The 24,611-nt window shown below is 64.6% G+C and carries 21 protein-coding genes; 12 read left to right on the top strand and 9 right to left on the bottom strand.

All coding sequences use genetic code 11. The features are described 5' to 3' along the window. The first annotated feature begins 98 nt into the window (after nt 1–98). Nucleotides 99–1,367: an IS256 family transposase gene (locus tag AXW67_RS31630; protein WP_063678926.1), complete on the top strand. Its 1,269-nt coding sequence runs from the start codon at nt 99–101 to the stop codon at nt 1,365–1,367. 680 nt (nt 1,368–2,047) lie between these two features. Here AXW67_RS31630 and AXW67_RS31625 read toward each other — a convergent pair. The 5 genes from AXW67_RS31625 to AXW67_RS31605 form a co-directional block, all read right to left on the bottom strand. Then, on the bottom strand, nt 2,048–2,836 hold the full coding sequence (locus AXW67_RS31625; protein ID WP_063681074.1) for a Crp/Fnr family transcriptional regulator: 789 nt from the start codon (nt 2,834–2,836) through the stop codon (nt 2,048–2,050). A 340-nt stretch (nt 2,837–3,176) separates the two neighbouring features. Further along, the gene (locus AXW67_RS31620) at nt 3,177–5,402 is read right to left on the bottom strand and encodes an autotransporter family protein (protein ID WP_245315783.1); all 2,226 of its coding nucleotides are present in this window, start codon (nt 5,400–5,402) and stop codon (nt 3,177–3,179) included. Between the two features lie 246 nt (nt 5,403–5,648). Next, on the bottom strand, nt 5,649–6,419 hold the full coding sequence (locus AXW67_RS31615; protein ID WP_063681073.1) for an amino acid ABC transporter ATP-binding protein: 771 nt from the start codon (nt 6,417–6,419) through the stop codon (nt 5,649–5,651). Next, on the bottom strand, nt 6,416–7,078 hold the full coding sequence (locus AXW67_RS31610; protein WP_063681072.1) for an amino acid ABC transporter permease: 663 nt from the start codon (nt 7,076–7,078) through the stop codon (nt 6,416–6,418). Before AXW67_RS31610 ends, AXW67_RS31615 begins: the two co-directional genes overlap by 4 nt. 10 nt (nt 7,079–7,088) lie before the next feature. Beyond that, entirely contained in the window at nt 7,089–7,925 is an 837-nt protein-coding gene (locus AXW67_RS31605) for a transporter substrate-binding domain-containing protein (protein ID WP_063681071.1), read from the bottom strand. Between the two features lie 236 nt (nt 7,926–8,161). Between AXW67_RS31605 and AXW67_RS31600 the strand changes: the two genes are divergently transcribed. From AXW67_RS31600 to AXW67_RS31555, 10 genes are all read left to right on the top strand, one after another. Continuing rightward, nucleotides 8,162–9,097 carry an NAD(P)-dependent oxidoreductase gene (locus tag AXW67_RS31600; RefSeq protein ID WP_063681070.1) on the top strand — a complete coding sequence of 312 codons (936 nt, stop codon included), beginning with the start codon at nt 8,162–8,164 and terminating at the stop codon, nt 9,095–9,097. Between the two features lie 16 nt (nt 9,098–9,113). Then, a complete protein-coding gene (locus AXW67_RS31595) occupies nt 9,114–9,467 on the top strand; it encodes a RidA family protein (RefSeq protein WP_063681069.1) in 354 nt (117 codons plus the stop codon). Between the two features lie 9 nt (nt 9,468–9,476). After that, entirely contained in the window at nt 9,477–10,703 is a 1,227-nt protein-coding gene (locus AXW67_RS31590; protein WP_063681068.1) for a pyridoxal phosphate-dependent aminotransferase, read from the top strand. Beyond that, a complete protein-coding gene (locus AXW67_RS31585; RefSeq protein ID WP_063681067.1) occupies nt 10,700–12,364 on the top strand; it encodes a thiamine pyrophosphate-binding protein in 1,665 nt (554 codons plus the stop codon). The genes AXW67_RS31590 and AXW67_RS31585 overlap by 4 nt, the downstream gene beginning before the upstream one ends. After that, nucleotides 12,364–13,629, top strand: a complete 1,266-nt coding sequence (locus AXW67_RS31580) for an NAD(P)/FAD-dependent oxidoreductase (protein ID WP_063681066.1) — start codon at nt 12,364–12,366, stop codon at nt 13,627–13,629. The genes AXW67_RS31585 and AXW67_RS31580 overlap by 1 nt, the downstream gene beginning before the upstream one ends. Nucleotides 13,630–13,638: 9 nt before the next feature. Then, nucleotides 13,639–14,382: an aspartate/glutamate racemase family protein gene (locus tag AXW67_RS31575; protein ID WP_063681065.1), complete on the top strand. Its 744-nt coding sequence runs from the start codon at nt 13,639–13,641 to the stop codon at nt 14,380–14,382. 108 nt (nt 14,383–14,490) lie between these two features. Beyond that, nucleotides 14,491–15,195, top strand: coding sequence for a GntR family transcriptional regulator (locus tag AXW67_RS31570; protein ID WP_245284164.1), 705 nt, complete (start codon nt 14,491–14,493; stop codon nt 15,193–15,195). Between the two features lie 145 nt (nt 15,196–15,340). Next, nucleotides 15,341–15,901 carry a thiamine pyrophosphate-binding protein gene (locus AXW67_RS31565; RefSeq protein WP_371260921.1) on the top strand — a complete coding sequence of 187 codons (561 nt, stop codon included), beginning with the start codon at nt 15,341–15,343 and terminating at the stop codon, nt 15,899–15,901. 5 nt (nt 15,902–15,906) lie between these two features. Then, on the top strand, nt 15,907–16,497 hold the full coding sequence (locus AXW67_RS31560; protein WP_027556692.1) for a thiamine pyrophosphate-dependent enzyme: 591 nt from the start codon (nt 15,907–15,909) through the stop codon (nt 16,495–16,497). A gap of 57 nt (nt 16,498–16,554) precedes the next feature. Beyond that, a complete protein-coding gene (locus AXW67_RS31555; RefSeq protein ID WP_063681064.1) occupies nt 16,555–17,334 on the top strand; it encodes an SDR family NAD(P)-dependent oxidoreductase in 780 nt (259 codons plus the stop codon). Nucleotides 17,335–17,497: 163 nt separating this feature from the next. On the opposite strand, the gene AXW67_RS31550 is transcribed toward AXW67_RS31555, so the two are convergent. The 3 genes from AXW67_RS31550 to AXW67_RS31540 are packed head-to-tail and all read right to left on the bottom strand — an operon-like array spanning nt 17,498 to nt 21,264. Beyond that, nucleotides 17,498–18,292, bottom strand: a complete 795-nt coding sequence (locus tag AXW67_RS31550) for an IclR family transcriptional regulator (protein ID WP_027556694.1) — start codon at nt 18,290–18,292, stop codon at nt 17,498–17,500. 16 nt (nt 18,293–18,308) lie between these two features. Further along, nucleotides 18,309–20,042: an FAD-dependent oxidoreductase gene (locus AXW67_RS31545; protein ID WP_063681063.1), complete on the bottom strand. Its 1,734-nt coding sequence runs from the start codon at nt 20,040–20,042 to the stop codon at nt 18,309–18,311. A 7-nt stretch (nt 20,043–20,049) separates the two neighbouring features. Beyond that, nucleotides 20,050–21,264 carry an ABC transporter substrate-binding protein gene (locus tag AXW67_RS31540; RefSeq protein ID WP_063681062.1) on the bottom strand — a complete coding sequence of 405 codons (1,215 nt, stop codon included), beginning with the start codon at nt 21,262–21,264 and terminating at the stop codon, nt 20,050–20,052. Between the two features lie 431 nt (nt 21,265–21,695). On the opposite strand from AXW67_RS31540, the gene AXW67_RS31535 reads away from it, so the two are divergent. Continuing rightward, on the top strand, nt 21,696–22,997 hold the full coding sequence (locus tag AXW67_RS31535; protein ID WP_063681077.1) for an MFS transporter: 1,302 nt from the start codon (nt 21,696–21,698) through the stop codon (nt 22,995–22,997). A gap of 6 nt (nt 22,998–23,003) precedes the next feature. Here AXW67_RS31535 and AXW67_RS31530 read toward each other — a convergent pair whose 3' ends face one another. Then, complete coding sequence (locus tag AXW67_RS31530; protein WP_245315782.1) at nt 23,004–24,455, bottom strand: glycosyl hydrolase family 79 N-terminal domain-containing protein; 1,452 nt, start codon at nt 24,453–24,455, stop codon at nt 23,004–23,006. Nucleotides 24,456–24,611: the final 156 nt, after the last annotated feature.

The raw sequence follows: 24,611 nt of genomic DNA, 5'->3' as shown, positions 1-24,611 counted from the left end.
GAGTTATGCGGGAAGCTGGGTGATGACGGCCTGAGATAGGCGGCGTATCGAGGCGGGTGTCGAAGCCTGCCAGAACCTCTCAAGGAGAGCGATACGCCATGAACGAGACTAGCAACATTGTCCCGCTTCGTCAGCCCGACGCGATCGATGATCCACTGACCAATATCCTGCGCGCTGGTGCGCGGCAGCTTCTGGCGCAGGCTGTCGAGGTCGAAGTCGAGACCTTTCTTGCCACGGTGAAGGACTTGAAGCTTGCCGACGGACGCGCCCGTGTCGTGCGGCATGGCTACGGCCCGGCGCGGACGATCCAGACCGGCATCGGCCCGGTCGAGGTCGCGCGGGCGAAGATTCGCGACCGCGGGGCGGCCAGCGATGGCGAGCGGATCCGGTTCAGCTCGGCGATCCTGCCGTTGTGGGCACGGCGGACCAGAAGTCTGGATGCGCTGTTGCCGGTGCTCTATCTACGCGGCATCTCGACCGGCGATTTCCAGGAGGCGCTGACGGCCTTGCTGGGCAAGGAGGCGCCGAACCTGTCGCCCGCGGTGATTTCCCGGCTGACGGCCGAGTGGCAAGGCGAGTACGAGCGCTGGCAGAAGCGCGATCTGTCGGCGCGGCGATATGTGTACGTGTGGGCCGATGGCGTCTTCCTGCAGGCCCGCATGGAAGACCACGGCGAGTGCATGCTGGTGCTGATCGGCGCAACGCCAGAAGGCAGGAAGGAACTGATCGGCTTTCAGGTCGGCGTGCGGGAGAGCGCGCAGAGCTGGCGCGAGCTCCTGATCGACGTCAAGCAGCGCGGATTGCAGATCGCGCCCGAAATTGCCGTCGGCGACGGCGCACTCGGCTTCTGGAAGGCGCTTGACGAGGTCTTTCCCGGCACCCGGCACCAGCGCTGCTGGGTGCACAAGACCGTGAATGTCCTGGACAAGGTCCCTCTCTCGGTGCAGGCCACCATGAAGAAAGATTTGCGCGAGGTCTATTGGGCGCCGAGCCGGGCGTCCGCCGAAGCGGCGATCGACGTCTTCGCCGAGAAATACCGCGCCAAGTACGGCCGGGCGGTCGAATGTCTGATCAAGGATCGCGACGCGCTGCTGGCCTTCTACGACTTTCCTGCCGAACATTGGGATCACTTGCGCACGACCAATCCCATCGAGAGCGTGTTCGCCACCGTGCGGCACAGGACGGTGCGCACCAAGGGCTCGTTGTCGCCGACCACCGCCAAGCTGATGGTATTCAAACTGGTGATCGCCGCATCAAAGACCTGGCGGCGGCTCAAAGGCACAAATCAGTTGCCGAAGGTCATCGCAGGTGTCAGATTCAACGACGGCATCGAGGTCATCCAAATGCCGGCAACCCACGCCGCCTGATCACCTCGTCACCCAAAATCCCGCATAGCTCTGGTTCAGGCCTCGCAAGTGGAAGCAACTCTGCCCTTTCTCGGCGGATGCGCTCGCGTCGCACTGCTAAAGCAGGTTGGCCGATATCAAGACCTGCTGTTGCGGGTATGATGAACCGCTACCGGTCGTAAGCGGATTTCTGCCGCGCGTTGGCGGGTGCCATCCACACTTAAACCGCAATGATCTAACCCAATTCTGGCGGGCTTATCTTGTGGAATTTGTACGTTGAGAACCGCAATCACACTGCTGCTTGCAACTGTGCCTTGGTCGGTGTCCGCACAGACAGAGCAAAACGATAGATTGCGGCAAGTCGTTTCCAACCTTAAAGCCTGTGTCCGCACGCATGCGCCAACGGCTCAGGCGGCTGGGGTTCTGACGACTGGCGATGCCGTCAACTTCTTCATCAAGGCATGTGGCCCAGCGCTCGGTGATCTCGCGCCGGCAAATGTGGGTGCGATCCCTCCTGGCTTGTTTCGGATCGCCGTCGGTGATGAATGGGACGCCTTCATCGAAAAGACCCGCCCTCGCTAGGGCCTGGCTTTGGCCGGTGGCCTTCTCTCGAATGTTGCCTTTTGGACCAATCCGGACCTCCGGTGAGGTCCGCTATTGCGCCGCCCTCAGCGGCACAGTGGACCTCATACACGCCCTCACTACCGCGCGGTTGTTTCCCGGACTGGCGCAAGGGCAGGCTGCGGCGCCGACAATTCCTGGCAATACATCCGATCGATCTTGCGCTGCATGAGCCCATAGCAATCGCATGCGACGCGCTCGAGCCGCGTCCGGTCGATCTCTACGAACCCGCGCCGGTCGGACGGGACTGCGCCGGCCGCGCGCAGCTTGTTCATCGTCAGGGTCACTGTTGTCCGCCGCACCCCAAGCAACTGCGCAAGCGCCTCCTGCGTCACCGGAAGGCGATCATCGGGAACGCGGTCGTGGAGCTGCAGGAGCCACCGCGCCATACGGCTATCCACCAGGTGTAACGCGTTGCAGGCAGCAACGTGCTGGAGCTGCAACAACAGCGCGCGGACATGGACCTGCACGACATTCCGGATGGCGGCGCTCTGCGCATAGGCGGCCCGAAACCTGGCGGCGGAGATCTGCGAGGCTGTGCCGGCCACGCGAGCAACCGCGGTCACGGATGAAAGCGACGGGCCGAGCACGGAGAACGAGGCCAAGGCGCCTTCCCGTCCCATCAATGTGGTTGCGACCGTCTGCCCGTCCGGCATATCGAGCATGAAGGCGATTGCGCCGCTATGGGGAAAGTACACTGGGTCGAGTTCATCGCCCGACCGCACCAGGACGGCATCGGGTTCGAACGAGACCTTCTGGAAGTGGGGTGTCAGCAAGCCGAGATCCGCCGGCGGCAACGCCGCCAGCAGCCGATTGCCGATGCCAGTGCGGTGGTCCGCCGCAATGCTTTCCGGCGAACTGGCTGTCAATGAACGACGGTATCCATTTGTCTGATCCACTAGGATTATCCGAAACATGAATTGCCCAACGAAAACTAATCCAAACAGAGCCCTCGGGGGAGATCAAGTACGGACAATTGCGGTACTCAAACGGCACACCTTTGCCGCGCAAACAGGACTTTGAATAAGTCATACGATTAACGATCTCAGCACTCAGCGGGTGTCGATGAGATGATGAACCAGTGATGGTTGCGGCAGCGCGTAAGCCTGTCTTGGAAACTTGTGAGACGTGCGGCCTTCCGGACGATCAGGTCCAGCGGGTATTCGCGTTGCTACCTATCGTTGGCGTTCCTGGCCGGCTTACGCGGGTTCACCACGCGAAGCGCAGGCCAAGATCTGCGCGAACACCATCTCGCTTGTGGCCATCGGTATTCCCAACCGCGAACTGGTAGCCGGCCTGAGCGTAAAGGCTCAGCCCGGCGTCGATCTTGGCGGTCACGCCCGCGCTCAAGTCAAGGCGTGTCCCTTGCTCCAGCAACGGAACCACATCGACACCGGAAAACGTCGTGGTCGCTCGTGCACCCCAGTCCCGCCAGAGGTTGGCGCGGACATAGGGCTGCAAGACCAGTCCACCATCGCCGATGATGGTCCAACGGCCGCGCAGACCCAGTCGCCCGCTCGCGCCCGACGTCGAGCCGAGCGCTACGTCGCCGAGGCCGTCATTGGCGCCGTCGAACGACACGTGCTGCCAAACAATCTGCCCCTGCGGCTCCAGCACGAAGCCTGGCCCGAGCGCCGGTACCGGAATCGGATAGCCGGCCTCCAGCGAGGAGACGAAACCGAAGCCGTTGGTTGGGAGCGAGGCGAACATCGTCGATGCAGTGCCTTGGTAGGCCGTCGCCTGCAACACCGCGTCGACATACCAGCCGCTCGGACCGTAGTGCGTCCAATACGCGCCGCCCGACCAGCCATTGAGATTGAGGCTGCCCGTCTTGCGGAGCACATAGTTGGTCGCCGCTTCATTGGTGACGAGACCCGTCACATCGACGTTGGCATTGGCGTAAGCGAAGTAGATGCCGCCGGCATCGCGATGCCCCGGTAGCAGGCTGCCGCGCCACAGATCGATGCCGCTCTGGAAGCCGGCCAACTGGCCTTCGGTGCGCGGATCGGCGAAGGCGAGATACCGATTGTTGATCTGCTCACCGAAGCCGCGGACCCAGACTGAGTTGGTCCAGCCGTTGCCTCCAGCATTTCCGATTGCGAGCGTGTCGCCGATGCGCTCATGCAAGGTACCGAGCGTGGCGAGCCCAAGTTGCCGCGCAGTCGGCTGTACCACGCCATAGGTTGCAATCTCCGGCCCGATGATCGGGTAGACACCCGGTGGCAGGACCGGCGGCAGATCTTCCGGCAGCACGTCTGGCGGCAGCTCATCCGGCGGCGTGATCGGTCCGCCACCGCCATTGCCATTGCCGCCGTTGCCGCCACCATCGCCATTGCCGCCGTTTCCGTTGCCTCCGTTAAAAGTCGAGCGCAAGAACCAGTCATCCGGATTGGTGCCGTTGAAGCCGCTTCGGTAGAGACGGTAATCGTAGAACCCGGCGCGCACTTCGCCGGCGAGCGTGAACGCGCTCTCCGCCGTCGTGCCGCCATTGACCGCCTCGACCACAAGGATGCCGTTTGCGGTCGTGTAGGCACCGGGACTGTTCGGACCAGGGACGATGTGCAGAAGAGTGCTGCCAATGGCTTGGGCCGGACCATCGGCCACATTAACGGCCCTGCTGCTATCGATGACGAGCTTGTCGGACTGCGAACTGTCCGGTCCCAGGTCCGTTCTCAGGTAGATCGAGCCTCCAAGGCCATTATAAGTCCCGAAGACGGTGAGCTCATTGCCGACGCTGTTGGCGTTGCTGTTGGCGACGATGATCCTGCCGGCGTTATCGATCGCGCCCGCGGTCATGCCGGTTGGCGTCGTCCGGCCCGACATGTCGAGAGTACCGTTCGAGGCGATCACGAACTTCGCGACGCCTCCAGTGGAGGCGTTGGTGAACTTGATGGTGCCGCCGTGGACGACGCCGACGTCGACGATTGGCCTGTTGGCAGGGTTATTGATGACGAACCCCGTGCCATTGACGGTAAACACGCTGCCGTTCTCAAGGCTCAAGACATAGCTCGGCGCGGTAAAGTTGAGCGCGCCGATCGACTGGCTGTTTTGGTCGCGGACCGTCCTGTCGGCAACCGGGGCGAGGTTCGTGAAGTTCGCAATCAGCAGCGGCACGCCATGGCCGCCTGACTGGGGTTGCCAGTTGTTTTGGTTGTTCCACTGATCTGTACCCGTACCACCGATCCATGTCGCCGGGTCATTCGTAAAGCCGAACGGCGTCTGGGCTCCCCCCGGCACGGCGGAGCCGAGCACAACGGTCACCAGCAGCGCAAGCCACGAGAGAAGCTGCCATTTCAACGACGCATGACCAGACGGCTGTGGCACGGCCTGCTGGCGTCGTCCGTGGAAGGGGATGCCTGCCGCGAAAGCGAAGTGCTCTCGAACAAGGTCTGCCCGCATGCTCCACGTTCCAGGCAAATTGCGCGGCTCGCTCATTCCCGGACGCGCAATAGTCAACTCGGCGCCGCACGACTTCTGTGTGACGGCGTGCAAGAAAGCCGGATCAATCTAAGCTAGCATTTGTATGAGAATGCGCCTCACAAATTGCCGCAAGTATGGCGGACGCCGGGTGCGTTCCGATTTTCTCAATCGCTGTTGCTATTGCAACACGCAAATCATTGCGAACTGTCAGGGCACAGCGGACCTCATGCGCGCCCTGACTGCCTCGCGGTCTACACGCCCTCAGTGCGCCTCGTGAAACCGGCTCAAGAACGCCCTCAGCCGTTCGCTGCGGGGCTGGCGGATGGTCTCTTCGGGCGTGCCGATCTCGGCCATGATGCCGTCGTTCATGAAGCCGACGCGGGTCGAGACATCGGCGGCGAACGCCATCTCGTGCGTGACCAGCACCATGGTCATGCCTTCGGCGGCAAGGCCGCGGATGACGGAGAGGACTTCGCCGACGAGCTCGGGATCGAGCGCGGAGGTCGGTTCGTCGAACAGCATCACGTCGGGCTTCATCGCGAGCGCGCGGGCGATTGCGACGCGTTGCTTCTGGCCGCCTGACAAGCGGCTTGGAAAGGTGTCGGCCTTGTCGGCAAGGCCGACCTTGGCGAGCAGGTCGCGGCCGAGCGCGTTCGCTTCCGCTTGCCCCATGCCCTTCACCTGCACCGGCCCTTCCGTGATGTTGGCGAGCACCGACATGTGCGGGAACAGGTTGAAGTGCTGGAACACCATGCCGACGCTGCGGCGAAGGAGGGCTAGCTGCGCATCGCCCGCGGGGCGCATGCCCCTGCCGAAGGAGAATTTGTGGGTGCCGATCGCGAGCTCGCCCTGCTGCGGCATTTCGAGCAGGTTCAGGCAGCGCAAAAAGGTCGATTTACCGGAGCCGGAGGCGCCGATCAGGGTGACGACCTCGCCGCGTTCGACTGACAGCGAGACGCCCTTGAGGACCTCGTTATCGCCGAACGCCTTGTGGATGTTGCCTGCGACCAGCATCGTGCCATTCGCACTCATCGATGCGCTCCCATCCGCAGCTCAACCTGGTCCGCGATCAGGGTCAGCGGGAACAGCACGACGAAATAGAGCACGGCAATCGTGGTGTAGACCTCGAGCGGCCGGTAGCTCGACGCGGTGATCACCGAACCCTGGTAGAGGAGGTCGCCGACCGCGACCACCGACACCAGCGAGGTGTTTTTCAGCTGCATGATGGTCTGGTTGATGAAGGAGGGGATCATCACCTGGGTTGCCTGCGGCAGCACGATGCGGCGGAAGATCTTGCCGCGCCGCATGCCGATCGCGCGTCCGGCTTCCCACTGGCCGACGTCAACGGCCTCGATGCCGCCGCGGAAGATCTCCGCGTAGAACGAGCCGGCGTAGAGCGACAGCGCGATGAAGCAGGCCATCGCCGGCGACATGTCGACGCCGATCAGGACGGGCAGGGCGTAGTAGACCCAGACGAGCTGCACCAGCAGCGGCGTGCAGCGGAACACCTCGATATAGAGGCGCAGCGGCACCGTGACCCAGCGCGGCGCCGTCGTGCGCAGGATGCCGACCGTCAATCCGATCACGAGGCCCGCGACCACCGTGGTCACCGTGTAGAACAATGTGACCAGGAGCCCTTGCCAGATCAGGCCCCAATACGGCTTGAGCGCCGCGAACTCCCAGACATACATCTAGCGGCCGTCAGAACTGCACTTCACCTGGAAGGTCGTCGGCGGTGAGGCCGACCGCTTCAAAGCCCTTCAGCATCCATTCGCGGGTCTGGCCCATCGAGCGGTTGTAGTCGGCCCAGGCGCTGAGGAAATCCTTGTAGCGGCGATCGCTCTCGGCGCGGATGCCCATGTTGGTCGGCAGCGTCAGCAGCGGCCGCGGGATCGCGAGATCGCCGAGGTTCGGATTCTTCTTCAGGGTCGAGACCGAGAGCACCGCCAGTGAGACGTTGCAGTCGGCGCGGCCGGTTGCCACCGCGAGGATCGCTTCGTCGCGGTTCTTGAAGCCGAGGATCGTCGCCTTCGGGCAATAGCGGCGCGCGATCGTCTCATGCGTCGAGCCGATGTCGACGGCGATCTTGACCTCGGGCTTGTTGAGCTCGGCCCAGGTCTGCGGCTTGGCAAAGCCCTTCTTGGTGATGACGGTGAAGGAGTGCACCAGGATCGGCGTCGAGAAGTCGATGACGAGCGCGCGCTCCGGCGTCGGGTTCACGGCGAAGGCGAGGTCGACCTTGTCGGCCTGCAGGTCGAGGATCTGGTTGCCCCAGGTCGATTCCAGCGTCTCGACCTTGGCGCCGAGCTTGCTGGCAATGTCGTTGGCCATCTCGATGCAGGCGCCCGACCACTGACCGGTGGCGAGGTCCTTATGGAAGTAGGGCTCCTGGCCGACGATGACGGCGATGCGCAGCACGCCGTTCTTCTTGATGCGATCGAGCGTGGAGGTCTGTGCGGTGTCGGCCTTGGCCGAGCTGCTCGCGGCAATTGCGGCGCCCGCCAGCGCGACCGTGGTGAGTGCATCCCTGCGATTCATGGACTTTGCCTCCTCGTATTTGACTCGGATGATGTCCGGCCTATGGACTATTTCTGTATTCAGAGTAAAATGCAATACGGTATTTCTCTTTGCTGTCCATCTGTGCGGCAAGGCAAAAATGAGCCCAATATCTTGGCAGGATTGAGTGAAATTCCCCGTCGACGGGGGTTGTCAATGGCATTCAATCCTGAATACAAAACTGAACGCAATACGGAAGTAAGCTGAAGGAGAGGCCTGTGCGCGCCCTATTCGTCGATGCGAACGACACCCTGGCAGCGGTGACCGACAAGCTGCTGCGCACCGACAAGCTGCTGCGCACCGACAAGCTGCCGGTCGGCATCAACCGCAACCCGTCCATCAAGCCCGACGATCTGCCCGGCCTGCTCGACGGCGTCGAGATCATGATCGTCGACCACACGGCCGTGCCGACCGCGACTGCCGCCAAGTGTGCGAAGCTGAAGCATGTCGTCTTCCTCGGCACCGGCGCGCGCAGCTACATGAATCCAGAAGAGCTCGCTGAACGCGGCATTTCCGTTCACACCATCAAGGGCTATGGCGACACCGCGGTCGCGGAATGCGCGATCGCGCTGATGTGGGCCTCAGCAAAGAGCTTTGGCGAGATGGATCGCGGCATGCGCCAGGGCAACTGGCTGCGCCGCGATGCGGTCCAGCTCACCGGCAAGACGCTCGGCCTGATCGGCTTCGGCGGCATCGCCGCGGAAGCCGCGCGCATGGCGGCCGGCTGCGGCATGAAGGTGATCGCCTGGAACAGGACGCCGAAGACGCATCCGGGCGTCGAGTTCGTTCCGCTGGAAAAGCTGCTCGCGGACAGTCACGTCATCTCGCTGCATCTTTTGCTCAACGACGAGACGAAAGGCTTCCTCTCGCGCGAGCGCATCGCGCAGATGCGTCCCGGAAGCATCCTCATCAACACCGCGCGCGGCGCTGTCGTTGACGAAGATGCGATGCTCGACGCGCTGCGCTCGGGCCACATTGCCCATGCTGGCCTCGACGTCTTCACTGTCGAGCCGCTGCCCACCGGCCATCCTCTGACAAAACTGCCGAATGTGACGCTGTCGGCGCATTCGGCGTTCCGCACGCCGGAGGCGAGCGACAACCTCATCGGCGCCGCGCTCGATCATTGCCGCCGCATCATCGCCACCGGCCGCTGAGATTCAAGGACACGCCATGTCGGACATCACCCGCATCGACCAGAACGCCCGCCGCAGCCGCGCCTCCGTGTTCGGCGATCTCGTCTTCCTCGCAGGACAAGTGGCGGATACCAAGACCGCGGACATCACCCAGCAGACCCGCGAGGCGCTGGCGAAGGTCGACGACATGTTGGCGCGCGCCGGCACCGACAAGTCGCGCCTGCTCAGCGTGCAAGTCTGGCTCAAGACCATGGACGATTTCGACGCCATGAACGCGGTCTATGACGCCTGGGTCGTGCCGGGCAATGCGCCGACGCGCGCCTGCGGCAAGGTCGAGCTCGCCGATCCCGCCTACCGTATCGAAGTGATTGCGATCGCCGCACGCAGCTAGAGGCTTGCCGTGACCGTCCAGGCCCCAGCTACCGGCTTCCGCCCCGCTCAGCGCATCAGCGCGATCGGCGTCTCGGAGATCCTGAAGATCGGCGCGGTTGCGCAACGGCTGAAGCGCGAGGGGCGGCCGGTGATCGTGCTGGGTGCCGGCGAGCCCGACTTCGATACGCCGGACCACGCCAAGGACGCGGCCGAGCGCGCCATTCGTGCCGGCCAGACCAAATACACCATCCTCGACGGCACGCCGGAATTGAAGGCGGCGATCGCGGACAAATTCCGCCGCGAGAACGACCTCGTCTATGCCGCGGATGAGATCACCGCCGGCGCCGGCGCCAAGCAGGTGATCCACAACGCCTTCATGGCGACGTTGAGCCCTGGCGACGAGGTCATCCTCGCCGCGCCCTATTGGACGAGCTATGCCGATATGGTGCGCATCGCCGACGGCACACCGGTCGACGTGCTCTGCCGCGACCACAACGGCTTTCGTCTCGATGCGGCCGATCTCGAGCGCGCGATCACGCCGCGCACACGCTGGCTGCTGCTCAACTCGCCGTCCAACCCGACCGGCGCGGCCTATTCGGCGGCGCAGCTCCGCCCGATCCTGGACGTGCTGAAGCGCCATCCGCATGTCTGGCTGATGGCCGACGACATCTACGAGCACCTCACCTATGATGGCCTGCCGTTCGTCACGGCCGCCGCGCTCGAGCCGAGCCTGAAATCCCGCACGCTGACGGTCAACGGCATCTCCAAAGCCTATGCCATGACCGGCTGGCGCGTGGGCTATGGCGGTGGTCCGCGCGAACTGATCGCGGCGATCGCGGTGGTGCAGAGCCAGAGCACGACCAATCCGTCCTCGGTGAGCCAGGCCGCGGCGATTGCCGCGCTGACGGGGCCGCAAGGCATTCTCGTGGAGCGCCGCGCCGCGTTCCAGCGCCGCCGCGACATCGTGGTCGATGCGCTCAACGCCATCGACGGGATCGTCTGCCGAAGGCCGGAAGGCGCGTTCTACACCTATGCGAGCTGTGCCGGCCTGATCGGCCGCCGTGCACCCGACGGTGCCGTGATCGATAGCGACAGCGCGTTCTGCCGCTACCTTCTGGAGAGGCATGACGTGGCCGTAGTGCCGGGCAGCTGTTTCGGCCTTGCACCTTATTTCCGCCTGTCCTACGCCACCTCCGAACAAAACTTGCGCGAGGCCGTGAAGCGCATCGCCAGAGCCTGCAGGGAGCTGTCATGACCATTCGCAACACCCGCACCGGGGGCCAGATCCTGATCGATCAGCTCGTCGCCCAAGGCGTCGAGCGCGTCACCTGCGTGCCGGGCGAGAGCTATCTTGCGGCACTCGACGCGCTGCATGACAGCCCGATCGACGTCATGATCTGCCGGGCCGAAGGCGGCGCCGCGATGATGGCGGAGGCCTATGGCAAGCTCACGGGACGGCCGGGCGTCTGCTTCGTCACCCGCGGCCCCGGCGCGACCAATGCCAGCCACGGCGTCCACATCGCCATGCAGGATTCGACGCCGATGATCCTGTTCGTCGGCCAGGTCGATACCGGCATGCGCGAGCGCGAGGCCTTCCAGGAGCTCGACTACAAGGCGGTGTTCGGCACCATGGCGAAATGGGCGGTCGAGATCGATCGTCCCGATCGCATTCCGGAGCTGGTCGCGCGCGCGTTCCGCGTCGCGATGCAGGGCCGCCCGGGTCCTGTCGTGGTCTCGCTGCCGGAGAACATGCTGACCGAAACCGCCGCCGTAGCGGACGCAATGCGCATCGAGCCGGCGGTGAGCTGGCCCGCGCCATCAGATATCGAGCGCGTCTGCGCGATGCTCGCCAGTGCCAAGGCGCCCCTCTTGATTCTCGGCGGCTCGCGCTGGACGGATGAAGCAACCAAGAGCATCGCGCGTTTTGCCGAACGCTTCGACCTGCCGGTCGCGACTTCGTTCCGCCGGGCCTCGCTGATCGACGCCGATCATTCGCACTATGCCGGCGATCTCGGCATCGGGCCGAGCCCGAGCCTGAAGGCGCGCATTGACGGCGCCGATGTCATCCTGCTGATCGGCGGCCGCATGTCGGAGATGCCGTCCTCGTCCTACACGCTGTTCGATATTCCGACGCCGAAGCAGAAGCTGATCCACGTTCATCCGGGCTCGGAAGAGCTCGGCCGCGTCTATCAGCCGGCGCTCGCGATCCAGGCGACTCCGGCTGCGTTCGCGGCCGCCGTCGAGACGCTGAAGCCGGCCGCGACGGTTGCCTGGAAGGGCGAGGCTGCCAAGGCGCACGCCGACTATCTCGCCTGGACCGACAAGGCGCGCGAGCTGCCGGGCACATTCCAGTATGGTCAGGTCATGACCTGGCTGCGCGACCGCCTGCCGAAGGATGCGATCGTCTGCAACGGCGCCGGCAACTATGCCGGCTGGATCCATCGCCATCACCGCTTCCACAGCTTCGCCGCCCAGCTCGCGCCGACCTCGGGCTCGATGGGCTATGGCGTGCCGGCGGCGGTGCTTGCCAAGCGGCAATTTCCGGATCGCGTCGTCGTTGCCTTTGCCGGTGACGGCTGCTTCCTGATGAACGGCCAGGAATTCGCGACCGCCGTGCAGTACGATGCGCCGCTGATCGTCATCGTCGTCGACAATTCACAATACGGCACCATCCGCATGCACCAGGAGCGCGACTATCCTGGTCGCGTCGTCGGCACCCAGCTCAAGAATCCGGACTTCGCAATGTATGCGAAGGCGTTCGGCGGCCATGGCGAGCGCGTCGAGCGCACCGAAGAGTTCGCGCCGGCGTTCGAGCGCGCGCTTTCCTCGGGCAAGCCGTCGATCCTGCATTGCATCATCGATCCGCGCGCGATCTCGGTCGGCAAGGATTTCGCGGCTGCAGTAAAGGGCGGCTGATGTCGACCGGCCGCCACGTTGCCATCATCGGCGCCGGCGCGGTCGGCGTGATCAGCGCCATCGAGGCGCTGCGCGAAGGACACCGCGTCACGCTGATCGACGCGGGCGAGCCCGGTGGCGAACAGGCGGCGAGCTATGGCAATGCCGGCTGGCTATCGTCGCATTCGGTGATCCCGCCGGCCGAGCCGGGCATCTGGAAGAAGGTGCCGGGCTATCTGATGGACCCGCTCGGGCCGCTCGCGATCCGCTGGTCGTATTTGCCGAAGGCCTTGCCCTGGCTGATCCAATATCTGCTCTCGGGCTGGACCGAGGCGCGCGTTGAGAAGACGGCCTTCGCGCTGCGTGATCTCCTGAAGGACGCGCCGCTGCTGCACAGGAAGCTTGCGGAAGAGGCGGGCGTGCCGGAACTGATCGAACGCAATGGCGTCATGCATGTCTTCCCGTCGCGCGGCAACTTCGACAACGATCTCGGCTGGCGCCTGCGCAAGCGTGTCGGCGTCGAATGGCTGGAGCTTTCCACCGACGAAATGCGTCAGCGCGAGCCCGATCTGCATCCGCGCTACACCTTTGGCGTGGTGGTGGAGGAAGCCGGACGCTGTCGCGATCCCGGCGCCTATGTCGCAGCACTTGCCAATCATGCGCTGGCGAGCGGGGCGAAGCTCGTGCGCGCCAAGGCAACGGGCCTCAAGCTCAACGGCAACAAGCTCGTTGCGGTCGTCACCGAGAGCGGTGAGATCGCCTGCGATGCCGCAGTTGTCGCCGCTGGTGCTCACTCAAAGCGGCTGACCGCATCCGTCGGTGATCCGCTGCCGCTCGAGACCGAGCGCGGCTATCACGTCATGATCGAGAACCCGGAGTCGGGTCCGCGCAACTCCATGATGGCGTCCGATGCCAAGATGGTGGTGAACTGGACCGACAAGGGCCTGCGCGCCGCCGGCACGGTCGAGATCGCAGGCCTCGAGGCCGAGCCGAACTGGAAGCGCGCCGAGATCCTGCGCAACAACCTCTTCAGCATGTTCCCGAAACTGCCGAAGGACATTCCGGCTTCGCGCATCAAGACCTGGTTCGGCCACCGTCCGAGCATGCCGGACGGCCGTCCCTGCATCGGCTACGCGCGCGCCTCGCGCGACATCGTCTACGCCTTCGGCCACGGCCATGTCGGCCTGGTCGGCTCGGCCCGGACCGGCCGTCTCGTCGCGCAACTGCTCAGCGGCAAGACGCCGGAGATTCAGCTCGCGCCGTTCGCACCCAATCGTTTCCTCTGAGATCGCACCATGACCTTTCCAGCCAACTCGTCTTCCCGTATCGCCCGCGGCGGCAAGGCCATCTATGGCGCGCCGCTCGGCATTTTGATGCTGGAAGCACGCTTCCCCCGCATTCCCGGCGACATGGGCAACGGCACGACCTGGCCGTTCCCCGTGTTGTATCGCGTGGTGAGCGGCGCTTCGCCGGAGAAGGTCGTGCTGAAGGGCGCGGCGGGCCTGCTGCCGGATTTCATCGACGCGGCGAAGGATCTGGTGCGGTTAGGGGCCGAAGCCATCACCACCAATTGCGGCTTCCTGTCGCTGTTCCAGAAGGAGATCGCGGCCGCCGTCGGCGTCCCCGTCGCGACGTCATCGCTGATGCAGGTGTCGTGGGTGCAGGCGACGCTGCCGCCCGGCAAGCGCGTCGGTCTCGTCACGGTGTCCGGCTCGACGCTGACGCCGGCCCATCTCGAAGGCGCCGGCGTGCCGCTCGACACGCCGCTGGTCGGCACCGAGAACGGCAAGGAGTTCTTCCGCGTTCTGATCAAGGCCGAGAAGGACGACATGGACGTTGCCGAGGCCGAGCGCGACGTGGTTGAGGCCGGCAAGGAGCTCGTTGCCAAGAATCCGGATGTCGGCGCGATCGTGCTCGAATGCACCAACATGCCACCTTATGCCGCCGCCTTGCAGGCCGAGGTCGGGCTGCCCGTTTATGACATCTATTCCATGATCACCTGGTTTCATGCTGGGCTGCGGCCGCGCGCTTTCGCCTGAGTCGGGGTGTCGCAAAGCTCTGAACAAACTCTGCTAAGACGTCGTTTGCATTGCCATCGCCCACACAGCCCCGGTATATTAGGCTGTGTTCGGGCATGAATGCAGCTTATGAAGAGCAACGTGGAACTGGCTTCCGATAGCATCGTCGATCGCGTCTATGAACAGCTCAAGGCGATGGCCGTGAGCTACGAATTCAAGCCGGGCGAACGTCTCAACGAAGGCGAGTTGGCCAAGCGGCTCGGCGTCAGCCGCACGCCGCTGCGCGAAGCGCTCAATCGCCTCAACACCGAAGGCTTCCTGCGCTTCACGCCCGGCAAAGGCTTTTTCTGCCGCGAGCTCGACGCGCACGAGATCTTCGATCTCTACGAGCTGCGCAAATCGATCGAGGTCGCCTCGATCCGCCTCGCCATCAAGCGCGCCAAGGACGAGGACATCGACGCGCTCCTGAAATTCCTCGAAGCCACCGGTCCCGATCCCGGCGAGCGGTCCTCGGTCGAGCTCGTCGAGTTGGATGAGACCTTCCACGAGCGGCTGATGGTGATGTCGAACAATGCCGAGATGCTGCGCGTCCTGCGCAACGTCAACGCCCGCATCCGCTTCGTGCGCTGGATCGACATGGACCGCATCAACCGCTCCAATACGCAGGCCGAGCATCGCGCCGTCGTCGAAGGCTTGAAGGCGCGCGACGAGGCGGCCTGCGTCTCCGTGCTGGAGAAACACATCGACCGCCGCCTCGATCGCATCACCGCCGCGATCAAGGAAGGCTACGCGCAGATCTATATGCCGGCTGCGGCAAGATCTGCGGCGAATTGAGAGGACGTCACCTCTCCCCGCAAGCGGGGAGAGGGAGTGCTGGCTCCGTCGCTGGCGGCTTCGGTGAGCTATACAATCCCTCGATATCTGGTCGTGCCAGACGGTCAGAGCCATCGCGTGAGAGAGACGCTAGCGTGCCTTCCGAATGCAACGGAGACCCGCGGTGCACAGCCCACAACCTCATCTCGACTCCAGCGCCGGCGATGACTGGCCGTCCGAACTCTATCGCGTCTTGAAAGCCGCCGACGTCCGGCAGATGTCCTATGTCCCCGATGCCGGCCACAGCCAGCTCATCCGCCTGTTCTCGGCCGACCGCGACGTCACCACCAACGTGCTGACGACGGAAGAGGAGGGCGTCGCGATCGCGGCCGGTGCCTGGCTTGGCGGCCAACGCAGCGTGCTCTTGATGCAATCGAGCGGGGTCGGCAATTGCATCAACATGCTGTCGCTGTCGGCGATCGGCCGCTTTCCGCTCTTGATGCTGGTGACGATGCGCGGCGAGTGGGCCGAGTTCAATCCCTGGCAGGTGCCGATGAGCCGGGCCACGCAGCCTTCGCTGGAAGCGATAGGCATGAAAGTGATGCGTGCGGAGACGCCGGAGGATTTGATCGAAACCGTCGAATCGGCCGCAGCGCTTGCCTACGAATCCGACCAGCAGATCGCGGTCCTGATCGGGCAGCGCCTGATCGGTAAGAAGAAGTGGTGATATCGATGCCGGTTTCCTCCCAACTTGATCGCCGTGCTGCCGTCGCGGCTCTCCTGAAGCATCGCAAGGACACGCTGGTCGTCTCGGGCCTCGGCTCCCCGACCTACGACCTGCATGCGGCCGGCGACCGCGACGACAATTTTTATCTCTGGGGCGCGATGGGCGGCGCCGCGCTGATCGGGCTCGGTCTTGCGCAAGCACAGCCGGAAAAGCGCGCCCTAGTCCTGACCGGTGACGGCGAACAGTTGATGGGGCTCGGCGGCATCGCCACGATCGGCGTCGCGCGTCCCCGCAACCTCGACATCGTCGTGATCGACAACCAGCATTTCGGCGAGACCGGCATGCAGGCGAGCCACACCGGGCGCGGTGTCGATCTGACGGCGATTGCCGCGGCTTGCGGCTTTGCCGCGACCGGAACCGCGCGCACGATCGCTGAGGTGGAACGCCTTGCGGCGCAGCTCAGTGAGCCCGCCGACGGACCGCGCCTGTTCGTCATCAAGGTTCTGGCGGAAAATCCGCCGCGCTCGCTGCCGTCGCGCGATGCCGTCTTTATCAAGAACCGGTTCCGTGCTCTTCTCGGCTTTGCGGCGGCCTAGGCTGGAGTCCTCACCCGGAGTGGGCCTGCCGCGAGGAGCTATTCTGGAGTGAGACCCATGAAACTTTCCGGCAAGGTCGCCGCCATCACCGGCGCGGCGCGGGGCATCGGCAAGGCCTGCGCACAACGATTCCTCGATGACGGCGTCAAGGTCGTCATCTCGGATGTCGATGCCGATGGCCTTGCGAAGACGGCCGCCGAGCTCGGACGGCCGGATGCCCTGCGCACCATTGTCGCCAATGTCGCCAAGCGCGCCGACGTCGACCGGCTCGTCGCGACCGCCGTAAAGGAGTTCGGCCGGCTCGACATCATGGTCAATAATGCCGGCGTCGCGCGCAACCAGGACATCCTGGAGATCTCCGAGCAGGATTTTGACGACGTCCTCGCCATCAATTTGAAGGGCGCGTTCTTCGGCGTGCAGGCCGCGGCCAAGCAGATGATCGCGCAAGGCGGCGACGGGGTCATCATCAACATGTCCTCGGTCAACGCGCTGCTGGCGATTCCGACGCTCGCGACCTACGCCATCTCCAAGGGCGGAATGAAGCAGCTCACGTCAGTCGCTGCCGTCGCGCTCGCGCCGCATAACATCCGTGTCGTGGCGGTCGGACCGGGTACGATCCTGACCGACATGGTGGCGTCCGCGATCTACACGTCCGAGGATGCCCGCAAAAACGTGCTGTCACGCACCCCGATCGGCCGCGGCGGCGAGCCAAGCGAGGTCGCCTCCGTCGTCGCGTTCCTCGCCAGCGACGATGCGTCCTATATCACCGGACAGACGATCTATCCGGATGGCGGGCGGCTGATTCTGAATTACACGGTGCCGGTGAAGGAGAAGTAGGGCGCGTCGCCGCGCATCACGAACGCTGTCGTGCCCCGGCTTGACCGGGGCACCCAGTACGCCGCGGCCTCTCTGCGAATCTACGACTGCCTCTGGAATACTGGGATCGCCCGGTCAAGCCGGGCGATGACGGGAGAATGTGGAGCGTGTGTGCCCTACATTGTCACTCCGCCGCAATAGTCATCCCGTGGCCGAGCCGCTTCGAGATGCTGCCGGCGCAGTCGCGCAAGGCATTGGCGATGGGACTGTCCCAGCGCGCATCAAAGGTGCCTTCCGGGCCCATCGCGGTGATGACCAGCGCGACATGGCCGGAATGATCGAACACCGGTGCCGAGAACGCATTGACGCCCGGCAGGGGATCGCCGAGCGCGCGGGCGAGGCCATGCTTGCGGACCTCGGCGAGCATCTCGGCGACCTTCGCGCTCTTGATCGCGCGCTTCGGATTGTAACCGACGCCGTGACGATCGAGGCCGCTTTCGAGCGCGGCGTTGATCGTCTTCTCCGGCAGGAAGGCCGCAAAGGCGCGGCCGGTGGCGGTCTCCAGCAGCGCCATCACCGAGCCGGCGCGCATCACGATGTGCACGGGCTGGCCCGGCTCTTCGAGCTGCACCACGGTCGGTCCATGCGTGCCCCACACCGCCAGTGAGACGGCGTGGCCGATCTGGCTCGCGAGCGCCGCGATCTTCGGCCTCGCGATGCGCACGCCGGAGAGGCGGCGCAGGCTGATCAGCCCGAGTTCCAGCGCCAGCGCGCCGATCTCGTAGCGGCCAGTGGTCTCGTCCTGCTCGATCAGGCCGATGCGGGAGAAGCTGGCCAGATAAGGATGCGCCTTGGCCGGCGTCATGCCGGCCTCGCGCGCAAGATCGCGCAGCATCATCGGCTCGCCACTTCGGGCGAGGGCGCGGAGCAATTCTCCGCCGACCTCGATCGACTGGATGCCGCGGCTTTCTCTCTTCATGCGCCTCCGCGCTGGTTTATGCCGCGTTGCGCTTGGCGGCGCTGTCGGCGAGATGACGGCCGGCAATGTATCCGAAGGTCAGTGCCGGCCCAAGCGTGATGCCGGCGCCGGGATAATTGCCGCCCATGATGCTCGCCATGTCGTTGCCCGCGGCATAGAGCCCGGGAATGACGCGGCCTTCGCCGTCGAGCGCGCGCGCGTTCTCGTCGGTGACGATGCCGGCATAGGTGCCGAGATCGCCGACCACCATCTTGATGGCGTAGAACGGCCCGTTCTCGAGCGGCGCGACGCAGGGATTGGGGCCATGCAGCGCGTCGCCCTGGTAGCGGTTATAGGCCTTCGAGCCCTTGCCGAAGGCGGCATCATGTCCTTGTGGAGCGGTGGCATTGAACTGCGCCACGGTTGCGGAGAACGCCTTGGCGTCGATGCCGGCTTTCGCCGCGAGCGCCTCCAGCGTATCGCCGCGCATGAGATAGCCGGTGCTCAAATGACGACCGAGCGGCATCGGGAAGGGCGGCACGCAGCCGAGGCCGTATTTTCGCAGCGTCTTGTGATCGCAGACGAGGAAGGCCGCGATCTCCTCGCCGGGCTTGGCCGCCTTGACCATCGCCTGGACGAAGTCGTGGTAGGAATTACCTTCGTTGGCAAAGCGCTTGCCGTCGCGCATCACCGCGATCACGCCGGGCTTGGCGCGGTCGATGAAATGCGGCATCACGCCCTTCGATCCGTCCTTGCGCGTGGTCAGCGACACCGGGACCCAGGCCGCTGCATTCGGCAGGCGATCCTCGATGCGTCCGCCGGCGCTCTCCGCAAGGCGCAGGCCGTCGCCGCTGTTGCCGGTCGGTCCCGGGGAATAGTGCTCGTTGCCGGTCGGCGCATGCGGGAACATCTTCTTGCGCCGTGCAACGTCATGCGGGAAGCCGCCGCAGGCGAGCACGACGCCCCGCCGCGCGCGAACACGAATATCGCGTCCCTCGCGGGTGACAATCGCGCCGGTCACCGCGCCGTTTTCGATCGTCAACTCGCGCGCGGGCGCGGAGAGCCACATCGGAATCTTGAGATCGAGTGCGGATTTGGCGAGGCGTCCCGCAAGCGCATTGCCGTTGGTCAGCGTCATGCCGCGGCCATAGCGCAGCACGTCCATGAAGTGCCGCGACAGGCGCTTTGCGACGTAGACCGCCGAGGTCAGCGACTTCGTCACGCGCATGAAATGGATGATCTCCCTGCCCGATCCGAGCATCATGCCGAACACGGTGAGCTCGGGCAGGGGCATGCCGAGCGTCTTGATCTGATCGCCGAGCTCGCGGCCGTCGAACGGGCGCGTCACCATCGACCGGCCGCCCTGCGCGCCGCCGGGCGCTTCGGCGTGGTAGTCCGGAAACACCAGCGGCATGTCGAAGCGAAGGGCGGTCTTGGTGGTGAAGAAATCCACGGCCTCGGGGCCCGCCGAGAGAAACGCATCGACGCGCGCGGCATCAAAATTGTTGCCGGCCTCGTGGCGTAGATAGGTGCGGGCCTGCTCCAGTGTCTCCTCGATGCCGTAGGCCTTCGCCAGCGAGGTGCCGGGGATCCACAGCCAGCCGCCGGAGCGCGCGGTGGTGCCGCCGAAGCGCGACTCCTTCTCGACGATCAGCACGTCGAGGCCGCGGGAGCGGGCGGTGATCGCGGCCGACATGCCGGATGCCCCCGATCCGGCCACGAGCACATCGCACTCGTAAGTCTCAATTGCGCTGCGCTCGTTGCCGGTCATGTGGACCTCACTTCTTCAGGAGCGGACAATTGGACTCGGAGACCGGACGGAAGGCGTCCTCGCCCTTCACGGTCTTGACGATCTCCAGATAGTCCCAGGGCTCCTTGGACTGCTCGGGCGATTTCACCTTGGCGAGATACATGTCGCGGATGACACGGCCGTCCTCGCGCAACTTGCCGCCATGGACGAAGGTATCCTCGATCGGCAGCTCGCGCATCTTGGCCATCACCTTGGCGGGATCGTCGGTGCCGGCGGCCTTGATGCCTTTCAGGTAATGCAGCACCGAGCCATAGACCCCGGTCTGGATCATGGTCGGCATCACCTTGGTGCGCTCGTAGAATTTCTTCGACCAGGCGCGGGTCGCCTCGTCCATGTTCCAGTACGAGGCCGTGGTCATGTAGGTGCCCTGCGCGGCCTTCAGCCCGATCGCGTGCACGTCGGTGTCGAACATCAACAGGCCCACGAGCTTCTGGCCGCCCTGGACCAGGCCGAACTCGCCGGACTGCTTGATGGCGTTGTCGGTGTCCTGGCCGGCATTGGCGAACGCCACCACGTCGGCCTTGGAGCTCTGCGCCTGCAGCGCGAAGGAGGAGAAGTCGGCGGTGTTGGTCGGATGCCGTACGCCGCCGAGCACCTTGCCGCCCATCTCGTTGATGAAGCGCGTCGCGTCCTTCTCGAGCTGTTGGCCGAAGGCGTAGTCGGCGGTGATGAAGTACCAGGACTTGCCGCCTTCCTTGATCACGGCGGACGCGGTCACCTTCGACAGCGCGTAGGTGTCATAGGTGAAGTGCACGGTGTTCGGGCTGCACAGCTCGTCGGTCAGCGAGCTCGCGCCGGGGCCGGAGAGCAGCGCGATCTTGTTGCGCTCGCGGACCATGTTGTGGACGGCGATCGCGATGCCGGAATTCGGGATGTCGACGACCGCGTCGACCTTGCCGTTGTCGAACCAGCCGCGCACGACCTGGACGCCGACATCGGTCTTCATCTGGTGGTCGGCGCTGATGATCTCGATCGGCTTGCCGAGCACAGTCGGCCCGAATTCCTCCAGCGCCATCTTGGCCGCTTCGACCGAGCCCGGCCCGCTATTGTCGCGGCCCCAGCTCGACAAATCCGTCAACACGCCGATCCGCACCACGTCGTCGGAGACTTGCGCGGTGGCTGCCGTCGTCATCGCCGTTGAAGTCATGGCCGCGAGCACGGCGCAGGCCAAAAGCCCTCTCATCGTCGTTCCCTCTCTTTATGTCCGCATCTTGCGGCGGGTTATGGATTTGGTTGCAAATTAGATATTAGCGAATGAGTTTGTCAATAGCGAATTATGGGTTCCAGGGCGGGTGGGCAAGGCGAGCGGCGGCATGCAATGGAGACGAAGCTAGTGCTGCCTCTCGGTGGGTCCCGGCCTGCGCCGGGACGATGTTGGGGAAGCATTGGGCGCAATTGCTTCAACGTCGTCATTGCGAGCGTAGCGAAGCAATCCAGACTGTCTCCGCGGAAAGATTCTGGATTGCTTCGCTGCGCTCGCAATGAAGGAGTGTGTGGGCCCAGCATCCATAACTCTCACCAGGACGACCGCGAAAGCCGAGACAACAACACCCGGGCAGGTTGCAACCTCTCTTGCGATTGTCCATGATGGCCGCCGGCAGTCTGGGGCATGGCATGACCGCAGCAACGGGGGTCTCCGCCGCGACGGAGAGATCGACGACGGCGCATGTGGTGTGGGCGAGCGCGCTCGGCACCGCGATCGAGTGGTACGATTTCCTGATCTACGGCACGGCCGCAGCGCTCGTGTTCAACAAGCTGTTCTTTCCGAGCTTCGATCCTTTCGTCGGCACGCTGGCGGCATTCTCGACCTATGCGGTGGGCTTCGTGGCGCGCCCGATCGGTGGCGCCATCATCGGGCACTACGGCGACCGGCTCGGGCGCAAGGCCATGCTGGTCGTGACCATGATCGCGATGGGGCTCGGCACCTTCCTGATCGGCTGCCTGCCGACCTACAGCCAGATCGGCATCTGGGCGCCGATCTTCCTCGTCGTTCTGCGCTTCATCCAGGGCATCGGGCTCGGCGGCGAGTGGAGCGGGGCGGTCGTCATGGTGATCGAGCATGCCGGCAATCGCCGCGGCTTCTATGGCAGCCTCGTCCAGATCGGCTTTCCCATCGGCGTTGCCGCCTCCACTGGCATCTTCGCGCTGATGACGAAGCTGCCCGAGGCGGATTTCCTGAGCTGGGGCTGGCGCGTGCCGTTCCTGATCAGCATTCTCCTTGTCGGCATCGGCTTCATCGTGCGGCTGAAGCTTGCCGAAACGCCGCACTTCAAGGAGGTCGTCGAGCGCAAGGAGGTGCTGGCGCAGCCGGTCTGGGAAGTGCTGCGCCGCGACTGGCGCAGTTTTCTGCTCGCGATCGGCATCACGGTGTCCGAGGTGGGGCTCGCTTATCTGCTCACCGTCTTCACGGTGGTCTACGCCACCACAAAACTCGGCCTGCCGCGCCAGGTGATCCTGGACGCGGTGGTCTACGCCGCGATCGTCGAATTCGCGACGCTGCCGCTTGCGGGATGGCTCTCCGACATTTTTGGACGCAAGGCGCTCTATCTTGCGGGTGGCATCTTCTCGGTGGCGCTGGCGTTTCCGCTGTTCTGGTTCCTCGATACAAGAGAGCCCGTGCTGATCACGCTGGCCCTCGTCGTCACGATGACGTTGACGCACGCGCTGCTGTTCGGGCCGAAGGCGGCATTCATGCCGGAATTGTTCCGGACCCAGGTCCGGTACAGCGGCGCTTCGCTCGGCGCCAATGTCGCGGCCGCCCTCAGCGGCGGCTTCTCGCCGCTGATCGCAACGGCGCTGCTCGCCTGGACGGGATCATACTGGGCGGTCTCGCTCTACATCATCGCGCTCTCGGTGATTACGATCATCTCGACGCTGATGGCGCCGGAGACGGCGCGCGATGCGCTGAGGTCGTGAGCGCGGCTATGGGCATGCTGGGTTCGCGGCGCCGGGGATGACGAGGAAGGTGATGGTCGCCGGTGCGAGACGAATAGTGCCAGCTGCCGTCGAAATGCCGATGAGATCCGGCAAGTTCTCGTCCGTCGCGAGCGCGAGCGTCTTGCCGTTCAATTGCACCATCGCGCCTTGCAGCCGCGCCGAGCCGAGCGTGTAGCGCGTCGACGGGAGTGGCACGGCGAACGAGAGCGGTGCGTCGCGCGCGAGGTTGATCGCGAGCAGCGTGAGCGCGCCGCGTAATGCGGGGTGGCAATGCGCGTAGACGCGAAGGCCCGGCGCGACGGCTGCGCCCGCGTCGAGCACGGTCGTTCCCATCAGCCGATGCCAGAGCAGCGCGGCCCAGTAATTCGGGCGCGGGCGAAAGGTCTTCTCGTCGAGCAGACCATAATCGCTGGCGGCGAGCGTGTTGTGCATCACAACCTGGACGCCGCCTCTGGCCAGGCGTCCGAGCTGGTCGAGATAACGGAACGTGTCGAGAAATGTCTTGTCCCAGCGGTTGCCGCCGCAGGCCGCATCGGCCGTCTCGGTCAGCCAGATCGGCTTGCCCGGCTCGAATGCATCTCGCAAGGAACGGTAGATCGCCAGCGTCGCATCGGACCGGGCGAGCCATTGCTCCGTGAGCGCCTGCTTCGGATCGTCGCGGCCGCCGCAGCGCGGCGAGATCGTGTTGTAGTGATGATAAGAGAAGCGGTCGACGCCGGAACCAGATGCGGCCAGCAGATTGCGCGTGGTGATGCCCGATGCGCGCGGTGACGCAGTGTCGCCGACCGAGGCGGGCCCGACGATCAGCGTCTCCGGCGCAGCGCGCCGCAGCCATGCGCGAAAGATATTGAAGTCACGGCCATAGGCCGTTGCGTCATATCGCGGCGGCGCGCCGTTGTCGGCCGCAAGCGTCGGCTCGTTCATGAATTCGGCGGCTTTGAGGTGCCCGCCGAGCGAACGCGTGAAGTTGATCAGGCTTTGCGCCTGATCCTGCCGCCACGTGCCGTCACGATTGCGGGTGCCGGGACTGACGGCGAAGGAGGTTACGATCTCCGCATCGACCGCGCGCGCGAAATCGACGACGCTGCGCCACTGGGCGCGGCTGAGCACGGAATTGAATCCGGCGGGTGGCCTCGCGGGAGCAGTTTCCTTGTCGGCGAAGAACGTCGCATTGGCCCAGGTGCCGCTGACGCGCATATAGGCCGGCGACAGGGCCGCGGCGAGCATGCGCAGACGTATGTTGGTAAGATCGATCGGCGGTCTATGGCTGTAGCGATCACGCGTATCGAGGGCGCGCGCGGCGCGTGGATACGCTTTCCAGAACCGTCCGCCTGTCACCTCCACCATCTCGATGTTGTACGACTGAAAGCGCGGATCGATCGTGCCGATCGCTTTCAGCTCCGCGGGGGCGATGGATACGTCGGCGGCATGGGCCACGCACCACCTTGTGCCAATCAACAGCACGATTGTCATAGCCTTGGCTGCCCGAGCAGGCCCGCCCGATCGAGAGCGCCTTCTGTACAGGTCGTGCCGATTTCTTGACCGCGCCGCCAAAAGCAGATGCATCGACTCGAACCGTCAACCCGGGTTGCA

Origin of the sequence: Bradyrhizobium neotropicale (assembly GCF_001641695.1) — a bacterium.
Taxonomy (GTDB): Bacteria; Pseudomonadota; Alphaproteobacteria; order Rhizobiales; family Xanthobacteraceae; genus Bradyrhizobium; species Bradyrhizobium neotropicale.
Note: the sequence above shows the minus strand (reverse complement) of the source record. Positions and strands in the feature narration are given on the sequence as shown.